We start from the raw sequence: 19,985 nt of genomic DNA on the forward strand, positions 1-19,985 counted from the left end.
AGAGTAGAATTATCAAGCGGTCTCTGAGAGCCCGTCACTTCACGATGACAATGCTGGTGTTGCCGGGACCAAAAGTCTGGACGAGCTGGTAGAGGTCCGCGGCATGGTCCGGATGCAACCGGATGCAGCCATGCGAGGCGGGCCGGCCAAGCCGCTTGATGTGCGGCGTGGCGTGAACCGCATAGCCGCCATGGAAGAAGATCGAGTGCGGCATCGGCGCGTTGTCGTATTTGCGCGAATACCACATCTTGTGCATGCGCGTCGGCTTGAACGAGCCGGTCGGCGTCCTGTAGCCCTTGCCGGCGGTCGAGACCTTCCAGGCGAAGGTCGGGCGGCCGTCGATCAACACATCCATCCTCTGCTCCGAGATCGAGATGCGGGCGACGACCTGGCTGCCGGCGGCATGCGCGCTGCCTGATCCTGCTTCAAGAAAAAGCGCGATGCCGGCAAGCGCGGCAGCGATGACATTGATGAGTTTCGCGGAAAGCGTGGCGTTCATGATGTTTCCCCCAAAAAGTGGCCCTCGGGCCGTGTTCGATGGACGCCTTATCGTTCCCGTGTGTTTCGGTTTGATTTCGCTGATTATACTTTTGGTTTCGTAATTGTTTCCGGTTTTGCCCGATTGTGCCCGCAATAACGCCCGATTTACCGGCCATTCGGTCATAAAATGAGGCAAAGCGGCTTCCGACAACAACAGAATTGCAACAGAGCCGCGCCCGCGCGGCATCGTCCGGATACATTTCGCGCTTAGTTCACAGCCAAAGCAACGAAACGCGCACGGAACTGAAAATGATACGGATCGGAGCAACCTGGCTGGTGCGGGTGGGGATCGCCACGGCGGCGCTCGCCGGCGTCGGCATGATGGCAAATCCCGCCCGCAAAGTGGCCTCGGGAGCGCCTGGCGGCGCAAGCGACGCGACCTTTCTGCACGCATTGGCGCTGTTTGCGATCGTCTGGCTGATCGCCAGCCTCCGCATACGGCGCGAAGCGGGCCGCTGGCGCCTGGGTTTCGATCCGCTTCCGGTCAGGCGCGCTTCCACCACCCAAACAGCAAATGCAGGCGATTCCCGCCGCGCCGACAGTTTTTAGCAGGCACTCCGAAGGACGCCGCCATGAAATCGAAATTCGCCGCAGGCGCGCTCAGCGCGCTGATCTACTTCCAGGGACTGCTCGGCTTTGCCGGCGTCGCGACCGTGCTGCTCAAGGAGCGCGCGCATGCCGCCGACACCGCCTACCATGACAGCCTGCCTCGGACAGGGACCACCACGGCGCTCTGATCAGCGTGCGTGTGCGCCTGTCATTCGCGAAAATCCGCCGGAGGGTCGAACCTGTAGCCGGCGCCGCGAATCGTGACGATGCTTTCGGTGTCGAGCTTGCGGCGCAAGCGTACGATCCGCGAGTCGATGGAACGGTCGAAAGCGTCGGCGCTTTCGGCGGGCGCCGCGGCGATGATGTCGTCGCGCGTCAGCACCTTGCGCGGGCTGGCCAGGAACAGCCGCAAAAGCCCGATCTGCCCGGGCGAAAGCTGCTCTTCCTCGCCGGACCGGTGCATGACCAGCGCCGCTTTCAGGTCGACGGTCGCATTCTCGAATATTGCAAGTTCCGGCGCAGCCTTGCCCCGGCGCGCCAGAAGGCCGCCGATGCGGGCAGCAAGCTCCCTCGCATTGACCGGGCTTTCGACGACATCGGCCGCTCCAAGTTCGAGCGCCAGCACCCGCTCGACCAGGTCGCCGGGGCGGCAGATCACGATGAATGCCGGCCCACCTTCCCCGCCGAACCGCTTCAAGAGGTCGCGCGCGGCTGCCGCCGGCATGCCCTCGGCAACGACGACGACGTCAAGGCCGGGCGCGGAAATCAGCGACCCGGCAGCCCATTCCTCAGCGGCCTCGCGAACCTCGAAGCCGCGCCGCTCCAGATGATCTCGAAGTTCACGGCCAGCATTTCGCGGTGCGTAGATAAGCCCGACGACAGGTCTTCTTGCCATGCATCTGTCCCACGACAATCAAGCAATTTCGGATGATTACTGGACAACATGTTTATACCCAATCTACTCTCCGCTGATAGCGGGGGCGAGACCACACTGCGCGCGCGGATCGTCATTGTTGAGGATGAGCCCGATTTGCGGGATGCCGTCGCCGAATATCTCGGCGCGAACGGCTATGACGTGACCGCAGTCGGCGATGCGCAGGCGATGCGCGAGTTGTCCGCTACCCAGAGCTTTCATCTGGCCATTCTCGATATCGCCATGCCAGGCGAGGACGGCCTGTCGCTTGGCCGCTGGCTGCGTTCGAAAATGCCGATCGGCATCATCTACGCCACGGCAGCCGGCGCCTCGATCGACCGCATCGTCGGCCTGGAGCTCGGCGCCGACGACTATATGGTCAAGCCCTATGAGTTGCGCGAATTGCTGGCGCGCGTCCGCAGCGTGCTTCGGCGCGTGCCGCCGCCAGACGAGATCCAGCCGGCGAAAGCCGCCGTCGAAGCGCCGGCCCGGCGCATCGTTTCCTTCGGCGGTTTCAGCGCCGATCTCGACGGCCGCATGATCACCGGCCCTGACGGCGTGCTCGTCGATATGGCCAAGAGCGAGTTCGACGTGCTCGAAGTGTTCCTTACCCGAGCCAACCGGCTGCTCAGCCGCGCTGCTCTGTCCGAGGCCATCGGCTTTGCCGAGGAGCCGGAAGTCTCCCGCGCCGTCGATATCCGCATCATGCGGCTGCGCAAGAAGATCGAGGACGACCCGGCCAACCCGAAATTCCTGCGCACGGTGCGCGGCGAAGGCTATATATTCACGCTTCCCGAGGATGGCCATTGACGATGTCCGCCCTCAGATCGTGGACCTAGAGCATCGTGCCGAAAAGTGGATGCCGGTTTTCGGCAAAAACGATGCGAAAACAAAAAGCTAGAACGAGATGCCCGATTCCGAAATCGGGCGGCTTGCTCTAGACCGGATATCGCATGATCTACACGACGCCCCCCAGCATCGACCCGAAGATCGCCAATCCAGGCGTGACGGTGGCGGCCGCGCGCATTGCGCGCAGGCTGCGGCACGCCGATGACTGGCGGCCGGAGATCGGCGATATTCTGGAACTGCTCGGACAGTCGCTGCAGGTTCACCGCACCATCCTCTTCCGCCTGCGCGAGGATCCCGGCCAGGGCCTCGTCCAGTCGATCTCCGGATACTGGGTCGACGAGACCTTGGAAGGCATATTGGCGCGGCCCACTATCATTCTGCAGTCGCATATCCATTCCGATCCGCTCCTTAGCCGGCTGGCCGTCGAGGGCCGGCAGGGCAAGATGTTTTCCGGCCTCACCAGCGAGATCGACGGCTTTCTGCGCAAGGATTTCGAAAGACAGAAGATCAAGACCTTCCTTTCGGTAACGGTGTTCGCACACGGCCACGCCTGGGGCACGGTGGCCATCAACGACTGCGTCAGGGAACGCGTCTGGACCGACGAGGAGAAGGCGGCGCTGGAAATCGTGGCGCTGGCCGTGGGCGACGCCATCGAGCGCTCGCTTTCCGAGCGACATGTCGGCGAGATCATCCACGCGGCCATGCTGCAGGCCTCGCTCGACGCGGTCCTGGTCATCGACGAAACCGGCAAGATTCTCGAGTTCAACCCGGCCGCCGAAAAGATGTTCGGCTTCGAGCGCGCCCAGATCGTCGGCAAGGACGTCCTCGACACCATCATTCCCGAATTTTATCGCGAGGGGCACGTGAACGGCGGCGAGTACATGCAGCGCCGTGGCGCGCCGATGATCGGCCGACGCCTCGAAACCATTTCACAGGACGCCTCCGGGCGGATCTTCCCGATCGAACTGACCGCGACCGAGGTCAAGGTCGCTGACCGGCGTTTCTTCATCGGCTCGATCCGCGATCTGCGCGAGCGGCGGCAGGCCGAGGAAGAGATCAACCGCCAGCGGGAAAAACTGCACCAGAACGAAAAAATGGCGGCCATGGGCTCCCTGCTTGCCGGCGTGTCGCACGAACTCAACAATCCGCTGGCGGTGGTGGTGGCGCAGTCGACGCTGCTGCACGAGTTCGCGCCCGACCCGCAGATCAAGCTGCGCGCCGAAAAGGTTCGCGCCGCCGCCGAGCGCTGCGGCCGCATTGTAAAAAGCTTCCTCGGCATGGTGCGGTTGCACCCGACAACGCAGACGGAGATGGACCTGAATGCCGTGCTCCGCGCCGCACTTGAGGTAACCGCCTATGGCGCGCGAAGCAGCGGCATCGGCATCGACACCGAATTCGCCACGAGCCCGCTCACTGTGCTCGGCGATGCCGACCATCTGACCCAGGTGGCGGCGAATTTTCTGGTCAACAGCCAGCACGCGCTGGCTTCGTGGAACGGCGAGCGCCGCATCAAATTGTGCAGCTTCCGCACCGAAGACGGGAATTGCGGCTTTTCGGTCGCAGACACCGGCCCGGGCATACCCGAAACCATCCGCCACCGCATCTTCGAATCCTATTTCACCACCAAGCCGGTCGGCGTCGGCACCGGCATCGGCCTGTCCATCTCGAAGTCGATTGTCGAGCGGCACAGTGGCGCGCTGCGCTTTGAGGCGGTGGAGCCTACCGGCGCCCGCTTCGTCGTCGAACTGCCGGCCGCCGGCGCCGAGATCATGGCCGCGTCGGGCGCGAGCGGCCATTCCGGCGGGCTCCGGCATGCGCTGATCGTCGACGATGAGCCCGATGTCGCCGGCTCGCTGTCGGATCTCCTGGACCTGATGGGCATCAAATCGCGGATCGTGCCGGCCTGGACCTCGGCGGGCGAAATTTTCGACGGATACGAGGCCGATATCATTTTCAGCGACCTGCGCATGCCTGGCTACAGCGGCATCACGGTCTATCGGCAGTTGATGGCTGAGCGGCCGGACCTCGCGCGGCGTTTCGTGCTGGTCACCGGCGACATGATCGGCGCAAAGGCCGAGATCGACGCGCTCCCCGCACATCTCAGGCCGCAGATACTGGAAAAGCCGTTCGCCACCCTCGATGTGCGCGGCGTCCTTGCGGCCATCAACGATCAGGTCGACTTCGCCCGGTAGATTGCAGGTGACAAAAAAGACCCTTCATCGAGGGGCGTCGATGAAGGGTTGAATTTACGCCGGAGGCTTGGGCCCGACGGCGATCAGAATATGTTCGGCGTATGTGTCAGCGGTTCTGCGCTGGCGACCATGCGCACCTTGCGTGGTTTACCCAGGCCGGACTCCTTGACGATGACGCCGAGGCAATCGGCGCTTTCCGCACCCCAGGCCTGGCCGCGGCAGGCGCGTTCGATTTGCGACAACGGCAACCTGTAGGTCTTCGCCGTCGTGGCGGCATCTTCGGTCAGCTTGAGCGGTCCGCCGAACGATGCCCAGGCCGGCCCGGAGGTCGGGATCAGCGCCATCGAAAGAAAGGCGGTGGCGACGATGACGGAAAACATCACCATCGGATGCTCGCTTGAGCGCTGACGCAGCGCCAGCCGCGGAAAGCGCGCCGGCCGTTCGCGCGGCTGCAATTGCCGGTCGAACTGTGGAGCGGTTGCGATCATCGACATCGGATTGCCTTCGAGTTCCTTCGATTTCTTATATTTACGAAAGGTAAACGCGGATTGTATCTGACCGATGTTGCCTCGATCCATTGTGTGTAACAGTCATGAAACAACGAAATCGGGCAATGAGAGGCGGCTAAATCTCTGCGGCCGTTCTGGGCCACCTCCTATGTCTTCCGCGTCCCGGCATGGATTCCCGACACTCTCCGCTCGTTCCTCATGGAACGCGAAGAGATCAGCGGCGGAAGGAAAGGAAACTCGCACCCCGGAACGCCGCCGGTGCCCTCTGGCTAAGACCCGGAAATGCCGTGACTTTCGCGGACCGGCGGAGTTTCGAAAGAGCCCGATTTCACCGCCCAACCTGCCGTAAATCGACCGCCGTGAAACCACGGGAATTTCGTAACATATTGCAATTCAATGCATATTGTGCTTTTATTGAACGCACATTCAATAACAGATTGAGCACGAACATGAATTTGCATCGGCGCGATTTGGCTGTACCGAACAATTGGGACCGCCGCGGTCTGCCGGGCTGGAGCTATCACAACGCAGCCCTTCTCGACCTCGAAAAGGAGCATCTCTTCCGCAACCACTGGCAGATCGTCGGCCATGTCAGCGACGTGCCGAATGCCGGCGACTACATGACCATGGATGTCGTCGGGGAGCGGGCGCTGGTGGTGCGTGGCAAGGACGGCGTCGTGCGCGCTTTCCACAATATCTGCCGCCACCGTGGCAGCCGCGTCGTGGCCGAAAACCAGGGCTCCTGCAAGAACGCATTGGTCTGCCCTTTCCACGGCTGGGTCTATAATCTCGACGGCACGCTGAGGGGCGCGGCGCGCCCGAAAAGCTTTCCCGATCTCGACAAGACGGAGTTCGGGCTGGTTCTGCTCGACCTCGAAATCTGGATGGGTCTGATCTTCGTGCGCTTCCGTTCGGGGCCGCAGCCCTCGGTCGCCGAGCTTATGCAGCCGGTCGAGGCCGAGATCGCGCATTACCGGATCGCCGAGATGGTGCAGTCCTTCGGCATCTGGTCGCAGAAAACGCCGGTCAACTGGAAGTCGGTGCGCGATGTCGACAATGAGGGCTACCACGTCGCCATGGCGCATCCGGCGTTGCAGGACCTCTACGGCGCGACCTATTTCGACGAGCCCTTCGTCAATGGCCTCTCGCGTTCCTTCGCCACCTACAACCCGCATGCAGGGCGCACATGGAGCGTGAGGAACTACATCAGGCTCGCGCCCGAGTCGAAACGCCTGCCCGAGCATCTGAAGAAGGCCTGGATCTATTACGGCATTTTCCCCAACATGGTGATCTCGGTGATGCCGGAATCGGTGCAGTTCTACCAGGAGTTCCCGCTCTCGACCGGCGAGACGCTGCTGCGCGGCGCGATCTACCGCTACGCCGATGAAAGCCGCGAGCAGGCGGCTGCGCGCTATCTCTCCTTCCGCATCGACCGCGAGACCATGTCCGAGGACGTGCAGCTTTCGGTCTGGTCGAACGAATCCATGATGTCGGAGGCGTTTTCCGGCTTCTATCTGTCCGATCTCGAATATGGCGTGCGCACGCATCACGACCATCTGCGCGCCATGCTGCCGGTGCTGGAGCTTTCCGAAGCGCCGGACGACCGCGAAATGCGGAACGTCAACGAGGCGATGCGGTCGCGGAGTTAAAGCATCGTGCCGAAAAGTGGATGCCGGTTTTCGGCAAAAACGATGCGAAAACAAAAGCTAGAGTGAGATGCCCGATTCCGAAATCGGGCGGCTTCCTCTAGCGTGACGCATCCCGCCTCTTGAGGGCATGCGCGCCGGCTTTTTTGCTTTCCTCTGTCCAAATCGGCAGCCTTTGGCGCGTCATTGTGGCGGCGGGGCATGGACCCTGCCGCCGATGAGAGAGGAAAACAGCCATGCAATATCTTCTGATGCTCTATGTAAACGAGGCCGGCTGGCCGGAGCTCACCCCGGCCCAGCAGGAACAGGGCACGGCCGCCTATATGGCTTATACCGAAGCGCTGCGGAAAGCCGGCGCGCTGGTCGGCAGCAGCCGCCTTCGGCCGAGCGCATCGGCCGCTACGATCCGCATCGCCGACGGCAAGCCGCAGGTGCTGGACGGCCCCTATGCCGAGTCCAGGGAGCAGATCGGCGGCTACTACCTCATCGAGGCGCCCGACCACGATGCCGCCATGGCATGGGCGGCGCGCTGCCCGACGGTAGATCATGGCGTCGTCGAAGTGCGCGAGATCTGGCCGATGAGCGAATACACGCGTCGCTAGCGACGCCGTTGCGGAGGTGAGGCGGCGCCGGCTCCGACATGACCATCCTCGGCAGCATCGTCGCGCAACTGGCGCGGCAAGGGCTGATAGACGAATATCAGTTCGTGCTGAACCCGGTGGCGCTCGGGGCCGGAAGGACATTGTTTGAAGGCTTGGAGGACGAGATCTCGATGAAGCTCGCAATGACGCGGTCCTTCGGCAACCGAAAGGTCTTTCTGCGCTATGAGTCAGCCGGGTGAAGCGATGCCCATGATCGCCGGCGACGGGTCGATGGCGGCGCGCGCCGAGGCCGAAGGCGTCGCGCGGCGCAGCTACGGCAAGCTCGTCGCCTACCTCGCAGCGCGCTCCGGCGATGTCGCGGCGGCCGAGGACGCGCTGTCCGAAGCCTTCGCGGCAGCGCTTGCCGACTGGACGGCGAAGGGGTGTCCCCAAAATCCCGAAGCGTGGCTGCTGACGGTCGCGCGCCGCAAGCTGATCGACGCCGGCCGGCGGCGGCGCACCGGCGATCTTGCCGGCGGGCAATTGCGGATCGCCGCCGAGGAGTTGGAGGCCGCCGAGGCTGAAGAGATCCCCGACAGGCGCCTGGCGCTGATGTTCGCCTGCGCCGACCCGCGGATCGAGCCCGGCGTCCGCGCTCCGCTGATGCTGCAGGCGGTGCTGGGCCTCGACGCGGCGGCGATAGCCTCGGTGTTCCTGGTTTCGCCGGCGGCGATGGGCAAGCGCCTGGTGCGGGCCAAGGCCGCGATCAGGGAAGCCGGCATTCCCTTCGCCCTGCCCGGCCGCGACGAGCTGCACGGCCGGCTGGACGCCGTGCTCGATGCCATCTACGCCGCCTTCGCGGAAGGCTGGGCGCAGCCGCTCGGAACCGACGCCCTGCGCGGCGACCTTGCCGGCGAGGCGATCTTCCTGGCGCGGCTGGTCGTCGCTTTGCTGCCGGACGAGCCGGAAGCGCTCGGCCTGCTTGCGCTGATGCTCCACATCGAGGCGCGGCGGGCGGCTCGACGCAGCGCTGATGGCGACTACGTTCCCCTGGCCGAACAAGACGCCACGCAATGGGATGCCCGCATGATCGACGAGGCCGAAGCGGCCCTGCGGCGCGCCTCGGCGCATGGCGCGATCGGCCGCTATCAGCTCGAGGCCGCGCTGCAATCGGCCCATGTCCATCGCTGCCGGACCGGGCGGGACAACTGGCGCGACGTGCTGCAGCTTTACGATGCGATTCTTGCGTTGACCGGTTCGCCCGTGGCGGCGGTAAACCGCGCCCTGGCGATCGCCGAATTGCAGGGCGCGGATGCCGGCCTTGAAGCCATGCCGGAGGCGTCGCCGGAAAACCGGCTGAACGAATACCAGCCCTACTGGGCAGCGCGCGCCGAACTTCTCGCCCGCCAGGGCGCGGTGGACGAGGCCCGCCACGCCTACGACATCGCGACCGGCCTTTCTTCCGACCCGGCGATCCGCCGCTTCCTGCTGAAGCGGCGCGAGGCGCTGCTGGGGTGAAGGCCGGCGTGACAAGCAGGGGCTATCCCCGTCTAAGCTCGTCGACTGCGTGGCGAAGGTTGCCTTCGTGCCGCTCCAGCACTGCGGCGGCTTCGTCCGGGTCAAGCCCGAAGCCCAGCAGGACCGCCGTCTTGACGTCGCCTTCCGCCTGCTCGACCAGGCGCGCCGCATCCTCGGCGTCGCAGCCGACGATTTGGCGGATCATGCCTTCGGCCCGCTGCCGCAGCTTCGTGTTGCTGGCGCGCATATGCACCATCAATCCGAGATAGACGCGGCCGAGCTGCACCATCACCGCCGACGAAAAGAGGTTCAACACGATCTTTTGCGCCGTGCCCGCCTTCATGCGCGTCGAGCCGGCGATCACCTCCGTTCCGCTCTCCACCAGGATCCGGTGGCGGGCCACCACGAACAAGGGCGCGCCGGCATTGTTGGCCAGCGCGATCGTGACCGCTCCCGCGATCGTAGCGGCGCGCAGCGCGCCGATCGTGAAGGGAGTAGTTCCACTGGCCGCGATTCCGACAACGACGTCGTCGGGGCCGATGCGCGCGTCCGCCATGGCCGCCGCCCCGGCTTCCTCGTCGTCCTCGGCGCCTTCGACGCTCTCGACCAGGGCGCCGAGACCGCCGGCCATTGCGTATACGATCCGGTCGGCGGGCCAGCCGAAGGTCGGCGGCAGTTCCGTTCCGTCCTGCACGGCGATGCGGCCCGACGTGCCCGCGCCCGCATAGACGATCCGGCCGCCGCGCTGCAGCGCCGGCACCGCGTCATCCACCGCGGCCGTTATGTCGTCCAGCGCGCCGCGCACGGCGGCGGCAGCCGAGAGCTGGCCTTCGTACATGGCGGCCACGATTTCGGCCGTGGACCATGAGTCCAGATTGAGATAGCGCGGACTGATCTGCTCGGTGGCCATTCACGTCCTCGGCATTGCCTTATAGAAATCCGGCGAAGCCCCCTTCGGTTCCGTAGCCTTCGGCGTAAGGAAGCCGAGCACTTCATCGGCTACGCCGTCCGGCCGCGCGACAGCTCCGATGCCATGGTCGGGAGTTCGGACAGGATTGTCATATGTCCGTGCCCCGGCAGGACGCGCAGCGAAGAACCTGCAACCAGTTGCGCGGTGTGGCGGCTGTGCGCCAGCGGCACCGCCGCATCGATCCCGCCATGGACAATGTGGGCTGGAGACGCAATGGCGCCGACATCGAAGGTCCAGGCTCGGCCCTGTACGAAGGCGTCCTGCGCGTAGCCTGCCACGCCCTGGCGAAACGCTTCGGCCGCGGCAGCGCCGATTGCGGGGCCGGCCAGATCGTCCGCAAAGAGGGCGTTATCGGGTTCCGCAAACTCGAAATCGGATGCCGAGTGAAAGCCGCTGCCGTCCGCACCGAATTTCTCGGCGCACCAGGCGATGGCGGCCGCCTCGTCCGGCATGCGCATGACGTGGCTCTCCATTTCGCTGAAGCCTGCCCACGCGCCGCCCCAGCCCATGTCGGTCACGCCGGCAAGCGCGATCAGGGCCGAGACCCGCCCCGGTAACAAAGCCGCGCAAGCGACGGCATAGGGGCCACCCGACGAATGGCCGGCAACCATGAAGCGGTCGATCGCAAGCGCGTTCGCCAGGGCCTCGACGTCGGCGGGCCAGTCCGCGAGCCGCCGCCCCGGCAGAGGCGACGATTTTCCATATCCGGGGCGGTCGGGCGACAGGACTCTGATCCCCTGGGCGAGGAACTGTTCCTCGAGATAGGCCAGATGCAAGCGGGAGAGCGGAGCGCCGTGGAAGAAAAGAACCGGGCTCCCCGCCGCGTCGCCAATATCCGTGTAGGCGAGCGTGCGCCCATCGCCCAGCGTGATTTGCGCGTCCTGCAAGAGGCGCCTCCTTCACTCGCGGCGGCGGTCCGGCAAGAGACGCAGGATCGCGCTGCGCACGCCGTCCCGGCTTGGTTGCCTGAGTGTGGATGCAGGATACGCAATGCCGAACGCGGCTTCAATCGACAGCGTGCGTCCGCCTGCGGTCGACCAGCCGCCACAGAGACAGTTACCTTCTGCTCGCGCGAACCTTCGACTTCTGTGCGGAAAGAAGTTGCCGCAGGGACAGTTCGAGCCCGGGCCTGGGGATAATCTCCCCGATCCGCTCCTTCTTGCTGCACCGTAGGAAGACTTCTTGATCCAGTCACAAGCCCAAATTGCTGGATTTGGCGGCCCGGGAAGGATAGACTTAGTATTTGGTTCAAGCGATGGAACAGAGACTAGCCGCAATTCTGGCTGCCGACATGGCGGGCTACAGTCGGCTGATGGAGGCCGATGAATCCGGCACGCTCGCACGCCTTCGGACCCACCGCATAGAATTGGTCGATCCCGCCATAGCGAAGAACAAGGGCCGGATCATCAAGACCACCGGCGACGGCATGCTCGTTGAGTTCCAGAGCGTGACCGATGCCGTGAAATGCGCCGTGGAAATCCAGCAGCGTATGAAGCGGCGCAATTCGGACGTGCCGCAAGAACGGCGTATCGAATTCAGGATCGGCATAAATCTCGGCGACATCATTTTCGACGACGAGGATATTTTCGGCGACGGCGTCAATATCGCCTCGCGCATCGAGCAGCTCGCGGACGTCGGCGGCATCTGCGTGACCGCAGCGGTCGCGACCCAAATCGCCGACCGTCTCGAAATCGCCCTCGAGGATTTGGGCGAGAAGACGCTGAAGAACATCAGTCGTCCGGTTCGCCTCTATCGCATCGGGTTCGACGGTCCTGCCCTGCCGGAAATCGAAGAAAAGCGATCCATTTCGAAACCTTCGATAGTGGTGCTGCCATTCAACAATATGAGCGGCGACCCCGAGCAGGAATTTTTTGCGGACGGCCTGACGGAAGACATCATCACCGAACTGTCCCGCCACCATGAGCTGTTCGTCATCTCGCGCAATTCCAGCTTCGTCTACAAGAATCGTGCGGTGAATGTGCGCGAGGTCGCAGAAAAGCTCGGCGCTCAATACCTGGTGGAAGGAAGCGTCCGCAAGATCGGCGACAGGGTGCGCGTGACGGTCCAGCTCATCGATACCACGAATGACGCTCATATCTGGGCGGACAGATATGACCGGAAGCTGGATGACATATTCGCGATTCAGGATGAGGTGACCGCGGCGATCGCAGCCACGCTGCCCGGTCGTGTCGAGGCGGCTCAGCGGGACCAGCTCGCGCGGGCGAAACCTGCAAACATGGCCGCGTATGAATGTGTGCTTGCCGCCAAGGTGCTGCATCACCGAAGCACGATTGCGGACAATGAACGGGCGCAAACCTTGATAGAAAGGGCCGTCGCGCTCGACCCCGATTATGCCCATGCCCATGCCTGGCGTGCCTGCATTCTTGGCCAGGCCTGGGTCCACAACTGGTGCGAAGACAAGGATGCCGTCTGGAACGACGTCGTGGCGGCGCTGGACCGGGCGCTGGCGCTGGACGACAACGACGCCGATGTCCATCGCATCCTCGCCGCGGTGAACGTGAACAGCAATGAGCTGACCACAGCGCGCTACCATCAGGAGCGCGCCCTTGCCCTCAATCCCAATTACGACCTCGTGGTGGTGCAGCAGGGGGAGCTGTTGACGTGGCTGGGCAGGCCGGAAGAGGGAATTGAATGGATCCGCAAGGCAATGCAACTGAACCCGCATCACCCGGAGAGGTTCTGGAGCCACCTGGGAAAGGCGCATTTCGCCGCGCGCCAGTATGGCGAGGCGATCGAAGCCTTCATGCATCTGTCGACCATGGACCCCGTTCAGCGCGCCTTCGCCGCTGCCTGCTACGGCTGGCTGGGCGACGAAATCGCAGCCGCGGCGCATCTAGGCAAGATCAGAACGCTCGATCCCCAATTCGACCTCGATTCGTTTATCGCGACGCTGCATTATGCCCAGGAGTCCGATGTGCAGCACGTCCGTGAAGGACTGCTGAAAGCCGGTATTGCCCACCTGTCATGAAGTGTGAACATGGCGGTCCTTTCGCTGCAATGGGTCAAGTTCGCATCGGCTTGAGGCCAACAATGTCGCGATAAAAGGCGATCATCGCCGATGCTGATGCGGCGGCGCCTTCATCGCGATATCGATGCCGCATGGAACTTGCTGCCATGGGGTTTCCTCCTGGCTTTGGCCGGTTTGCAAGTTCGTTAGCCCCGGTAAGCGCGCTCAAGGTCAGCTATGATGATCTTCTTCATCTTGTACATGGCCTGAAGAACCCGCCCGGCCTTCTCCTTGTCGGGGTCTCCCACCATTTGCAGCAGGATGCTGGGCGTGACCTGCCAGTAGACGCCGAACTTGTCCGTCAGCCATCCACATGGCTGCTCCTTACCGCCCCCGGCCGTCAGTGCATTCCAGTAGTAGTCGGTCTCCGCCTGGTCCCCGGTTTCCACGAGGAAGGAGAACGCCTCGTTGTACGGCGCGTGCGAGTGAGCATTCAGGGCGACTATCGGCAGGCCGGCCAGCTCGAAACGGACAACCGACAGCTCGGGATCGGGAAGGTCCGTGCGCCCGAGGACTTTGGAGTCCTTGAACACGGAGGTGTAGAATCCCATGGCCTCCTCGGCCTGGGATTCGAACCAGAGATGGGGATAGACTTTCATATCGTTTCTCCTTCAGTAATCGGAACGAGCGCCACCGCCCAAGCTATCGCTGCCTCGGGATGATTGACCCGTCCCAGTCACGCTCTAAGTCTATGTCCTGGAGGCCATGATCCGAGAAGCGCGCAATGCGCTGCATCGCTCGGCGGTGCTGGAATCCGGAGAACAGGCGGGCGGCACGTTCGGTCACCGCGACACGCAGCGATTCGATTGCGTCCAAGGGGGTGCGTTCGGACGCCAGTGCCATTCGATCGCAGGAGTCCAGATAAGCATGAATGTTGCTCACAGCACATTCCTTTCATCTTTTGCGTCGTCATCGAACGACAGTTGGAATCCAGTGCTTTTATTGGTGTAACGTTGCGCCACCCCTGACTGGACGACAACCGAATATTCGTGCAGGATATGTGATCAAAACTCACAGATAAGCCATGCCGCGCAGACTCCCTCCTTTAACCGCTCTTCCGGCCTTCGATGCTGCGGCTCGCCACCTGAGCTTCACGAAAGCGGCGGCCGAACTGCATGTGACGCATGGGGCGGTCAGCCGCGCCATCCGCAACATCGAGGACAGACTCGGTATCCGGCTCTTCGAGAGAGGAACGCGGTCCGTGCGCCTCACACCCGCAGGCGCCGCCTATGCTGCCGAAATCGGCGCAGCTCTGGATCGAATAGGCGCCGCGACGATCGTCGCCACGGCGCCCCACTCGGCAGGTGTCCTCAATGTCAGCACGTCGGACGGCTTTGCCGGCCGGTGGCTTGTGCCGCGGCTCCATCGGTTCCACCGCGCGAATCGCGATATCGATGTGCGTCTGTCCACGTCGGGCCTGCACGCGGATTTCATCAGGGACGGAATCGACATCGCGATACGCTACGGCGCGGGTGGCTATGAAGGGGTGGTGTCGGAGTTCCTGGCCGAGGAGGAGGTCTCTCCTGTCTGCAGTCCGGAACTGCTGCAAGGAGAACATCCGCTGCGGCAGCCTAGCGACCTGAGACACCACAGACTTATCCACGACAACTTCCGCATCGACTGGGCTACGTGGCTGCAGCGCGCCGGCCTGGACGATATCAATCCTGATAGTGGCGTGAGGTTCGACTCCGCCACCTACGCTGTCGAGGCGGCGGTGCACGGCGAAGGTGTGCTGCTGGGCAGGAGCGCGCTCGTGTCCGCCGACCTGGCAGCTGGGCGACTGGTGCGTCCCTTCGACCTGGCGTTGAGATCGACGTCGAAATACTACATCGTTTATCCGGACGGCGCGCTGCGGCAGAGGAAGGTCAAGGCATTCCGCGATTGGCTGTTTAGCGAAATGACGGTTGGCCAGAAGGATACGGGAAGCATCCGCTAACGGACGGGTACGCGGTAGTCGGTCGCATCAGGCAGTAGCGCGAACAGCAGATCTTCGGAATGCCCGATGGTCCGCAAAGCGCAAGCACCCACCTGTCGCACAATTCCTGACTTTCACAACAAAACCACCAGCGACGACAATTCACGATGATTCTTGTCGCAAAACTCGATCGCAGAAATCGAAGTTATGCGACCGACTTTTGCGACAGTAAGCATTCCACATTTTGGGGGCTGCCCACCTGTAGGGCCTTTTCTGTTCATGCCGTCCTGCGGCTGCGAATCGGGGTTCGCAAACGCTTCATCCCTGCCTTGAACGAAGCCTGGACCTGTTGTGGCTGGGCAAGCCAAGGCATCGCACGCCGCCGCTGGTGACCCCCAGCCGCGAGTTGCCCATCGCGCCAATTGCGCTATGACCGAGGCCGGAGCGGCAATGGCCGAGGCAAACCCCGCCGCAGATTGTTGTTCTCAGATTTATTGGCGCTGGCACGCCCCGCCGCGCTCGGCGGCAGGGCGTTTTGGCCCTCAGTCGTGGCTGGCTATTGCGTCTTCTGAGGATCGTCAGCCGGGTTGACATATTTGAGGCCCCACGGGCCATTGGTGGTGATCTGGAGGACGGTCTCCTCGTCGAAATAGACGAAATGCGCCGTGCCGGGCGGCAGCGCGAAGAAGCTGCCCGCAGGCAGCGCCTTGGCGGCGCTCCGGTCGGCGGTCTCTCCCATCCCGAGCTGAGTAGTCCCTGATATCACTGTGACCACCTCATCCGCAGGATGCGTGTGCGGTGCGACCGCATACCCAGCCGGCGCTTTGAGCCGAAGGGCAAACAAACCCTCCTTGGTGGGATCGCCGAACAAGACTGCGGCTTCCGCCCCGGCAGGAAGCACTTTGGGGGCCGGGCCCCATTTGACGTCGTCAGGAGCGATCATTGTGTGCGCTTCCTCTGCCGAGGCAAAGGAGGGGAACCCGCAGAATCCGATCAAGCTGAGTGCAAATATCGATGCGACTTTCATGATGAACCTCCCCGTGCAGGGCGGCCTTCACCTCGGCTGCGCGCCGGGGCAGGCCCGCTGAACGCTACAGAATAACTCCGCGCAAGATATCCAGGCAAGCGCTCGGCGCGTGTATTCGGGAGCCGAAATTCGTAAATTCAACTAAGACAATACAGTCCTTGATCTGAGGTTGCTGATGACCATAGTTTACGCCGGAGGCAAACGGCCGCTCTCCATCACTTGATGCAGATGTTTTTGGCATGACAGACCGATGGCGGCTTCGGATCATTTCACGTCCACCCTCTCACCCCCGCCAAACCCCTTCCCGCCGCAGATCCTCCATAGTGCGCGAGATGCCCTCGCGCAGGATCGCCACCATATCGTCGATCTGCTCTTTCGTGATGATCAGCGGCGGGCTCATCACGCACATATTGATCAGCGGGCGCACCAAAAGGCCGAGTTCGTGGCAGTGCGCGTCGATCCGGCTGCCGACCTGCCGGTCGAGCTGGAGCGGATCGTTGCTCTCCCGGTCGGCGACGCATTCCACGCAAGCCATCAGGCCGAGGCCGCGCACCTCGCCCACCAGCGGCAACTCCTCCAGCGTCTTCAGCCGCGACTGGAAATAGGGCGCGATTTTCCGCGCACGGTCGAGCATGCCGTCTTCGAGCAGGTCGAGATTCTTCAGCGCGACGGCGCAGCCGACCGGATGGCTCGAATAGGTGAGCCCGTGCGCGAACATTGCGTCGGAATGGTTCGAGCGCCTCAGATCCTCGAGCAGGCGCTGTGACACCATCATGCCGCCGAGCGGGAAATAGCCGGAGGTGACCCCCTTTGCGAAAGTGATCATGTCCGGCTCTATGCCGAACACATCGCCCGAGGCGAAGACATGGCCGAGCCGCCCGAAGGCGGTGACCACTTCGTCGGAGATGAACAATATCTCGTTGGCGCGGCAGAGCTCGCAGATGCGCTTCAAGTAATTTTCCGGCGGCACGATGACGCCGCCCGAAGCCTGCACCGGCTCGGCGATGAAGGCGCCGATCTTTTCCGCGCCGAGCCGTGAAACCGTGTCGCGGAACTCGTCGACCAGAAAATCGCAGAACCCTTCGACGCTCATCCCGGCCGGCCGGCGGAACGGGTTCGGCGCGGACAATTTGATCACCAGATCGTCGGCGCCGTCCATCCAGTCGCGGTCGCGCGGCCGGCCGTTGAGCGAAGCCGACAAATAGGTCGAGCCGTGATAGGCGCCGCCGCGGCTGAGGATCAGCTTCTTTTCGGGCCGCCCGCGCGCATTGTTGTAGAACTGCATGAAGCGCAGCGCCGTCTCTACGGCGGTCGAGCCGCCGGTTGTGTAGAAGACGTGGCTCAAATCGCCCGGCGCGTGCGCGGCCAGCCGCCCGGCCAGCACCGCCGAGGGCTCGTTCATCGTGTACCACGGCGTGTTGTAGGAGAGCTGCATGGCCTGCTCGTACATCACCCGCGCAAGCTCCTCGCGCCGGTGGCCGGCATTGATGCACCACATGCCGGCCGGGCCATCGATCAGCCGCCGCCCCTCGCCGTCGGTGATGTAGATGCCGTCGCCTTCGCCGATCAGCCCGCGCGCCTCGGCCCCAATCGCGCCGGCGGTCGGCCATGGCTGGATCAGATGGCGCTTGGCCAGATCAACCGCTTCGTCCTCGCCGCCCGTCGCATCCAGATCAAGAACCGCCGCCATCTTCGCCTCGCATTGCTTGCCATGAGCGCTCGGCAAAATATCGCCAAGCGCCTGGAATTTCGCGTTTCCAAACGCACATTTTGAATGTCCGTTCAATCAACATTCGCAGAAATAGCGCTTGATTTCAATCAGCCGATGCGCTCAACATCAGGAAAGTTCGGGGCGACGGGAACCGCCCTCGGCCGGCTCTGGCGGCGGCTCGTTGGACGGGCTTCCGGCACGGTCATGCGACAGAACCAAGAATGGTGGGAGCCATATGCGGCAGCGATCCGCGCCTGAAGACCAGCCTGAGCCGGGTCCGCTGCAATGACGGCGGCTGCGGAAGGGCAGGCGACGCCGCGCATCCGACGCGCGGCCCAAAAATCCCTTCTGCAATCGGAACAGGCGCAAGGCTGGGCGCTGATCAGCCCGACCTTCCTGTTCGCCCTGGTGCTGCTCGTAGCCCCGATCCTGGTGGTCATCGCGCACAGCTTCTGGACGCAGAACTACCTGACCATCGACCGCACCTTCACGCTGGAGCAGTACCGCATTGCGCTGACCGAACCGATCTACCGCGACTTGCTCGTGCGCTCGCTCTACGTTTCGCTGCTGGTCAGCATCTTCACCGTCGTGCTCGCCTATCCGATCGCCTATTTCATTTCCTTCCATAGCGGGCGGCACAAGGGCCTGTGGCTGTTCCTCATCACCATACCGTTCTGGACCAGCTATCTGCTGCGCGTAATGTCGTGGAAGGTCATCCTTGGCTATAACGGCGTGCTGAATTCGGGGCTGATGGGGCTCGGCGTCATCGACGAGCCGTCGACAGCGCTGCTCTACAACACGACGGCGGTCGTCATCACGCTGACCCACGCCTGGGCGGCCTTCGCCATCCTGCCGATTTACGTGTCGCTGGAAAAGGTCGACCGCACGCTGCTCGAAGCCGCGACCGATCTCGGCGACGGCCCGCTGCGGTGCTTCCTGCGCATCACGCTGCCGCTTTCCGTGCCCGGCATCGTCTCGGCTCTGCTTATCGTCATGATCCCGACCGTCGGCGATTTCGTCACCCCGCGCCTCGTCGGCGGCAAGGACGGCGTCATGATCGCCAACGCCATCCAGGCGCAGTTCGGCAAGGCGTCGAACTGGCCGCTGGGGGCCGCGCTTTCGGTCACGACGATGGCTGTCGTCACCGCCATGGCCGCCGCCGCCGTGTTCGTGATCCGCGGCGCGGCGAGGCTCACACGATGAGGCCGGTTGGATGACCGCGATGCGAAAGCTCCTCGCCAACTGGCTGCCGGCCTACGCCTTCCTCTACATCGCTTTCCTCTATCTGCCGGTGCTGCTTTTGCCGGTCTTCTCGGTCAATGCCTCGCCGATCCCGAAATTCCCGCTGACCGGCGTCACGCTCGACTGGTATGCCGGCCTGCCGCGGACGCCGGCGCTGCTCGACGCCGCCTGGAACAGTCTCGTCGTCGGCATCGCCGCCTCGCTGCTGTCGACGCTGCTCGGCATCTGCGCCGCCCGCGCCATCACCCGCTACCGCTTCCCCGGCCGCCGCGCCGTCTCCGGCCTGATCATGGCGCCGCTGGTGCTGCCCGAGATCATCGTGGCGATCTCGCTGCTTCTGGTGCTGCTGCAGCTCGGCCTCAGCCTGTCGCTGTTCACCGTGGTGCTCGGCCATGTGCTGATCTGCATCCCCTATTCGATGACGGTGCTGACCTCCGGCTTCGAAGGTTTTGACCGCAGCCTCGAGGAGGCGTCCGCCGATCTCGGCGAGAGCGCCTTCGGCACGTTCCGCCGCGTCACGCTGCCCATGGTAGCGCCGGCGATCGTCTCCAGCCTGCTCGTTTCCTTCACCATCTCGCTCGACGAGTTCGTCATGGCCTTCTTCCTCACCGGCACCGACCCGACCCTGCCGGTCTATATCTGGGGCCAGCTCCGTTTTGCGGCCAAGCTGCCGGGCGTGCTGGCGCTGGGCACGCTGCTTCTGGCCGCCTCATTCCTGCTGCTCACGCTCGCCGAAATGCTGCGCCGCCGCGCCGAAAGGCGCGCCAACCCACAGGGAGGCGTCCTTGCCTGAAC

At 63.5% G+C, this 19,985-nt stretch carries 21 protein-coding genes; 12 read left to right on the top strand and 9 right to left on the bottom strand.

What is annotated here, in order from left to right:
• Positions 1-34: 34 nt before the first annotated feature.
• Positions 35-499 carry a L,D-transpeptidase gene (locus tag G6N73_RS11670; RefSeq protein WP_165027734.1) on the bottom strand — a complete coding sequence of 155 codons (465 nt, stop codon included), beginning with the start codon at positions 497-499 and terminating at the stop codon, positions 35-37.
• Between the two features lie 290 nt (positions 500-789).
• Between G6N73_RS11670 and G6N73_RS11675 the strand changes: the two genes are divergently transcribed.
• On the top strand, positions 790-1,089 hold the full coding sequence (locus G6N73_RS11675) for a hypothetical protein (RefSeq protein ID WP_165027735.1): 300 nt from the start codon (positions 790-792) through the stop codon (positions 1,087-1,089).
• Between the two features lie 23 nt (positions 1,090-1,112).
• A complete protein-coding gene (locus G6N73_RS11680) occupies positions 1,113-1,277 on the top strand; it encodes a hypothetical protein (RefSeq protein WP_165027736.1) in 165 nt (54 codons plus the stop codon).
• Between the two features lie 20 nt (positions 1,278-1,297).
• On the opposite strand, the gene G6N73_RS11685 is transcribed toward G6N73_RS11680, so the two are convergent.
• The gene (locus G6N73_RS11685; RefSeq protein ID WP_165027737.1) at positions 1,298-1,984 is read right to left on the bottom strand and encodes a winged helix-turn-helix domain-containing protein; all 687 of its coding nucleotides are present in this window, start codon (positions 1,982-1,984) and stop codon (positions 1,298-1,300) included.
• Positions 1,985-2,032: 48 nt separating this feature from the next.
• Here G6N73_RS11685 and G6N73_RS11690 point away from each other — a divergent pair, with 48 nt between their 5' ends.
• Entirely contained in the window at positions 2,033-2,812 is a 780-nt protein-coding gene (locus G6N73_RS11690) for a response regulator (protein ID WP_206078809.1), read from the top strand.
• A 143-nt stretch (positions 2,813-2,955) separates the two neighbouring features.
• Complete coding sequence (locus G6N73_RS11695) at positions 2,956-5,043, top strand: PAS domain S-box protein (RefSeq protein WP_165027738.1); 2,088 nt, start codon at positions 2,956-2,958, stop codon at positions 5,041-5,043.
• 83 nt (positions 5,044-5,126) lie between these two features.
• On the opposite strand, the gene G6N73_RS11700 is transcribed toward G6N73_RS11695, so the two are convergent.
• Positions 5,127-5,537 carry a hypothetical protein gene (locus G6N73_RS11700; RefSeq protein ID WP_165027739.1) on the bottom strand — a complete coding sequence of 137 codons (411 nt, stop codon included), beginning with the start codon at positions 5,535-5,537 and terminating at the stop codon, positions 5,127-5,129.
• 464 nt (positions 5,538-6,001) lie between these two features.
• On the opposite strand from G6N73_RS11700, the gene G6N73_RS11705 reads away from it, so the two are divergent.
• The 4 genes from G6N73_RS11705 (at position 6,002) to G6N73_RS11720 (ending at position 9,297) form a co-directional block, all read left to right on the top strand.
• Positions 6,002-7,201 carry an aromatic ring-hydroxylating oxygenase subunit alpha gene (locus G6N73_RS11705; protein ID WP_165027740.1) on the top strand — a complete coding sequence of 400 codons (1,200 nt, stop codon included), beginning with the start codon at positions 6,002-6,004 and terminating at the stop codon, positions 7,199-7,201.
• A gap of 233 nt (positions 7,202-7,434) precedes the next feature.
• A complete protein-coding gene (locus tag G6N73_RS11710; protein ID WP_165027742.1) occupies positions 7,435-7,800 on the top strand; it encodes a YciI family protein in 366 nt (121 codons plus the stop codon).
• A gap of 38 nt (positions 7,801-7,838) precedes the next feature.
• Complete coding sequence (locus G6N73_RS11715) at positions 7,839-8,039, top strand: dihydrofolate reductase family protein (protein WP_165027743.1); 201 nt, start codon at positions 7,839-7,841, stop codon at positions 8,037-8,039.
• A 10-nt stretch (positions 8,040-8,049) separates the two neighbouring features.
• Complete coding sequence (locus G6N73_RS11720) at positions 8,050-9,297, top strand: RNA polymerase sigma factor (protein WP_425484075.1); 1,248 nt, start codon at positions 8,050-8,052, stop codon at positions 9,295-9,297.
• Positions 9,298-9,319: 22 nt separating this feature from the next.
• Here the strand turns inward: G6N73_RS11720 and G6N73_RS11725 are convergent, their stop codons facing one another.
• Positions 9,320-10,207: an N-acetylmuramic acid 6-phosphate etherase gene (locus G6N73_RS11725; RefSeq protein ID WP_165027746.1), complete on the bottom strand. Its 888-nt coding sequence runs from the start codon at positions 10,205-10,207 to the stop codon at positions 9,320-9,322.
• Between the two features lie 89 nt (positions 10,208-10,296).
• Positions 10,297-11,154, bottom strand: coding sequence for an alpha/beta fold hydrolase (locus tag G6N73_RS11730; RefSeq protein ID WP_165027747.1), 858 nt, complete (start codon positions 11,152-11,154; stop codon positions 10,297-10,299).
• 368 nt (positions 11,155-11,522) lie between these two features.
• Here G6N73_RS11730 and G6N73_RS11735 point away from each other — a divergent pair, with 368 nt between their 5' ends.
• On the top strand, positions 11,523-13,256 hold the full coding sequence (locus G6N73_RS11735) for an adenylate/guanylate cyclase domain-containing protein (protein ID WP_165027748.1): 1,734 nt from the start codon (positions 11,523-11,525) through the stop codon (positions 13,254-13,256).
• A 185-nt stretch (positions 13,257-13,441) separates the two neighbouring features.
• Here G6N73_RS11735 and G6N73_RS11740 read toward each other — a convergent pair whose 3' ends face one another.
• Both G6N73_RS11740 and G6N73_RS11745 read right to left on the bottom strand, forming a co-directional pair.
• Complete coding sequence (locus G6N73_RS11740; protein WP_165027750.1) at positions 13,442-13,894, bottom strand: VOC family protein; 453 nt, start codon at positions 13,892-13,894, stop codon at positions 13,442-13,444.
• A gap of 43 nt (positions 13,895-13,937) precedes the next feature.
• Positions 13,938-14,177: a hypothetical protein gene (locus G6N73_RS11745; RefSeq protein ID WP_246251938.1), complete on the bottom strand. Its 240-nt coding sequence runs from the start codon at positions 14,175-14,177 to the stop codon at positions 13,938-13,940.
• A gap of 142 nt (positions 14,178-14,319) precedes the next feature.
• Between G6N73_RS11745 and gcvA the strand changes: the two genes are divergently transcribed.
• Positions 14,320-15,231, top strand: coding sequence for a transcriptional regulator GcvA (gene gcvA / locus G6N73_RS11750; RefSeq protein WP_165027751.1), 912 nt, complete (start codon positions 14,320-14,322; stop codon positions 15,229-15,231).
• A gap of 535 nt (positions 15,232-15,766) precedes the next feature.
• Here the strand turns inward: gcvA and G6N73_RS11755 are convergent.
• Together G6N73_RS11755 and G6N73_RS11760 are read right to left on the bottom strand one after the other, a co-directional pair.
• Entirely contained in the window at positions 15,767-16,237 is a 471-nt protein-coding gene (locus G6N73_RS11755; protein WP_165027753.1) for a cupin domain-containing protein, read from the bottom strand.
• Between the two features lie 283 nt (positions 16,238-16,520).
• On the bottom strand, positions 16,521-17,927 hold the full coding sequence (locus G6N73_RS11760; protein ID WP_165027754.1) for an aminotransferase: 1,407 nt from the start codon (positions 17,925-17,927) through the stop codon (positions 16,521-16,523).
• Between the two features lie 306 nt (positions 17,928-18,233).
• Between G6N73_RS11760 and G6N73_RS11765 the strand changes: the two genes are divergently transcribed.
• Together G6N73_RS11765 and G6N73_RS11770 are read left to right on the top strand one after the other, a co-directional pair.
• Complete coding sequence (locus G6N73_RS11765) at positions 18,234-19,151, top strand: ABC transporter permease (RefSeq protein WP_165027755.1); 918 nt, start codon at positions 18,234-18,236, stop codon at positions 19,149-19,151.
• Positions 19,152-19,161: 10 nt separating this feature from the next.
• Positions 19,162-19,983 carry an ABC transporter permease gene (locus G6N73_RS11770; protein WP_165027756.1) on the top strand — a complete coding sequence of 274 codons (822 nt, stop codon included), beginning with the start codon at positions 19,162-19,164 and terminating at the stop codon, positions 19,981-19,983.
• Positions 19,984-19,985: the final 2 nt, after the last annotated feature.

It is taken from the genome of Allomesorhizobium camelthorni, from assembly GCF_011045125.1.
GTDB classification, from domain to species: domain Bacteria; phylum Pseudomonadota; class Alphaproteobacteria; order Rhizobiales; family Rhizobiaceae; genus Allomesorhizobium; species Allomesorhizobium camelthorni.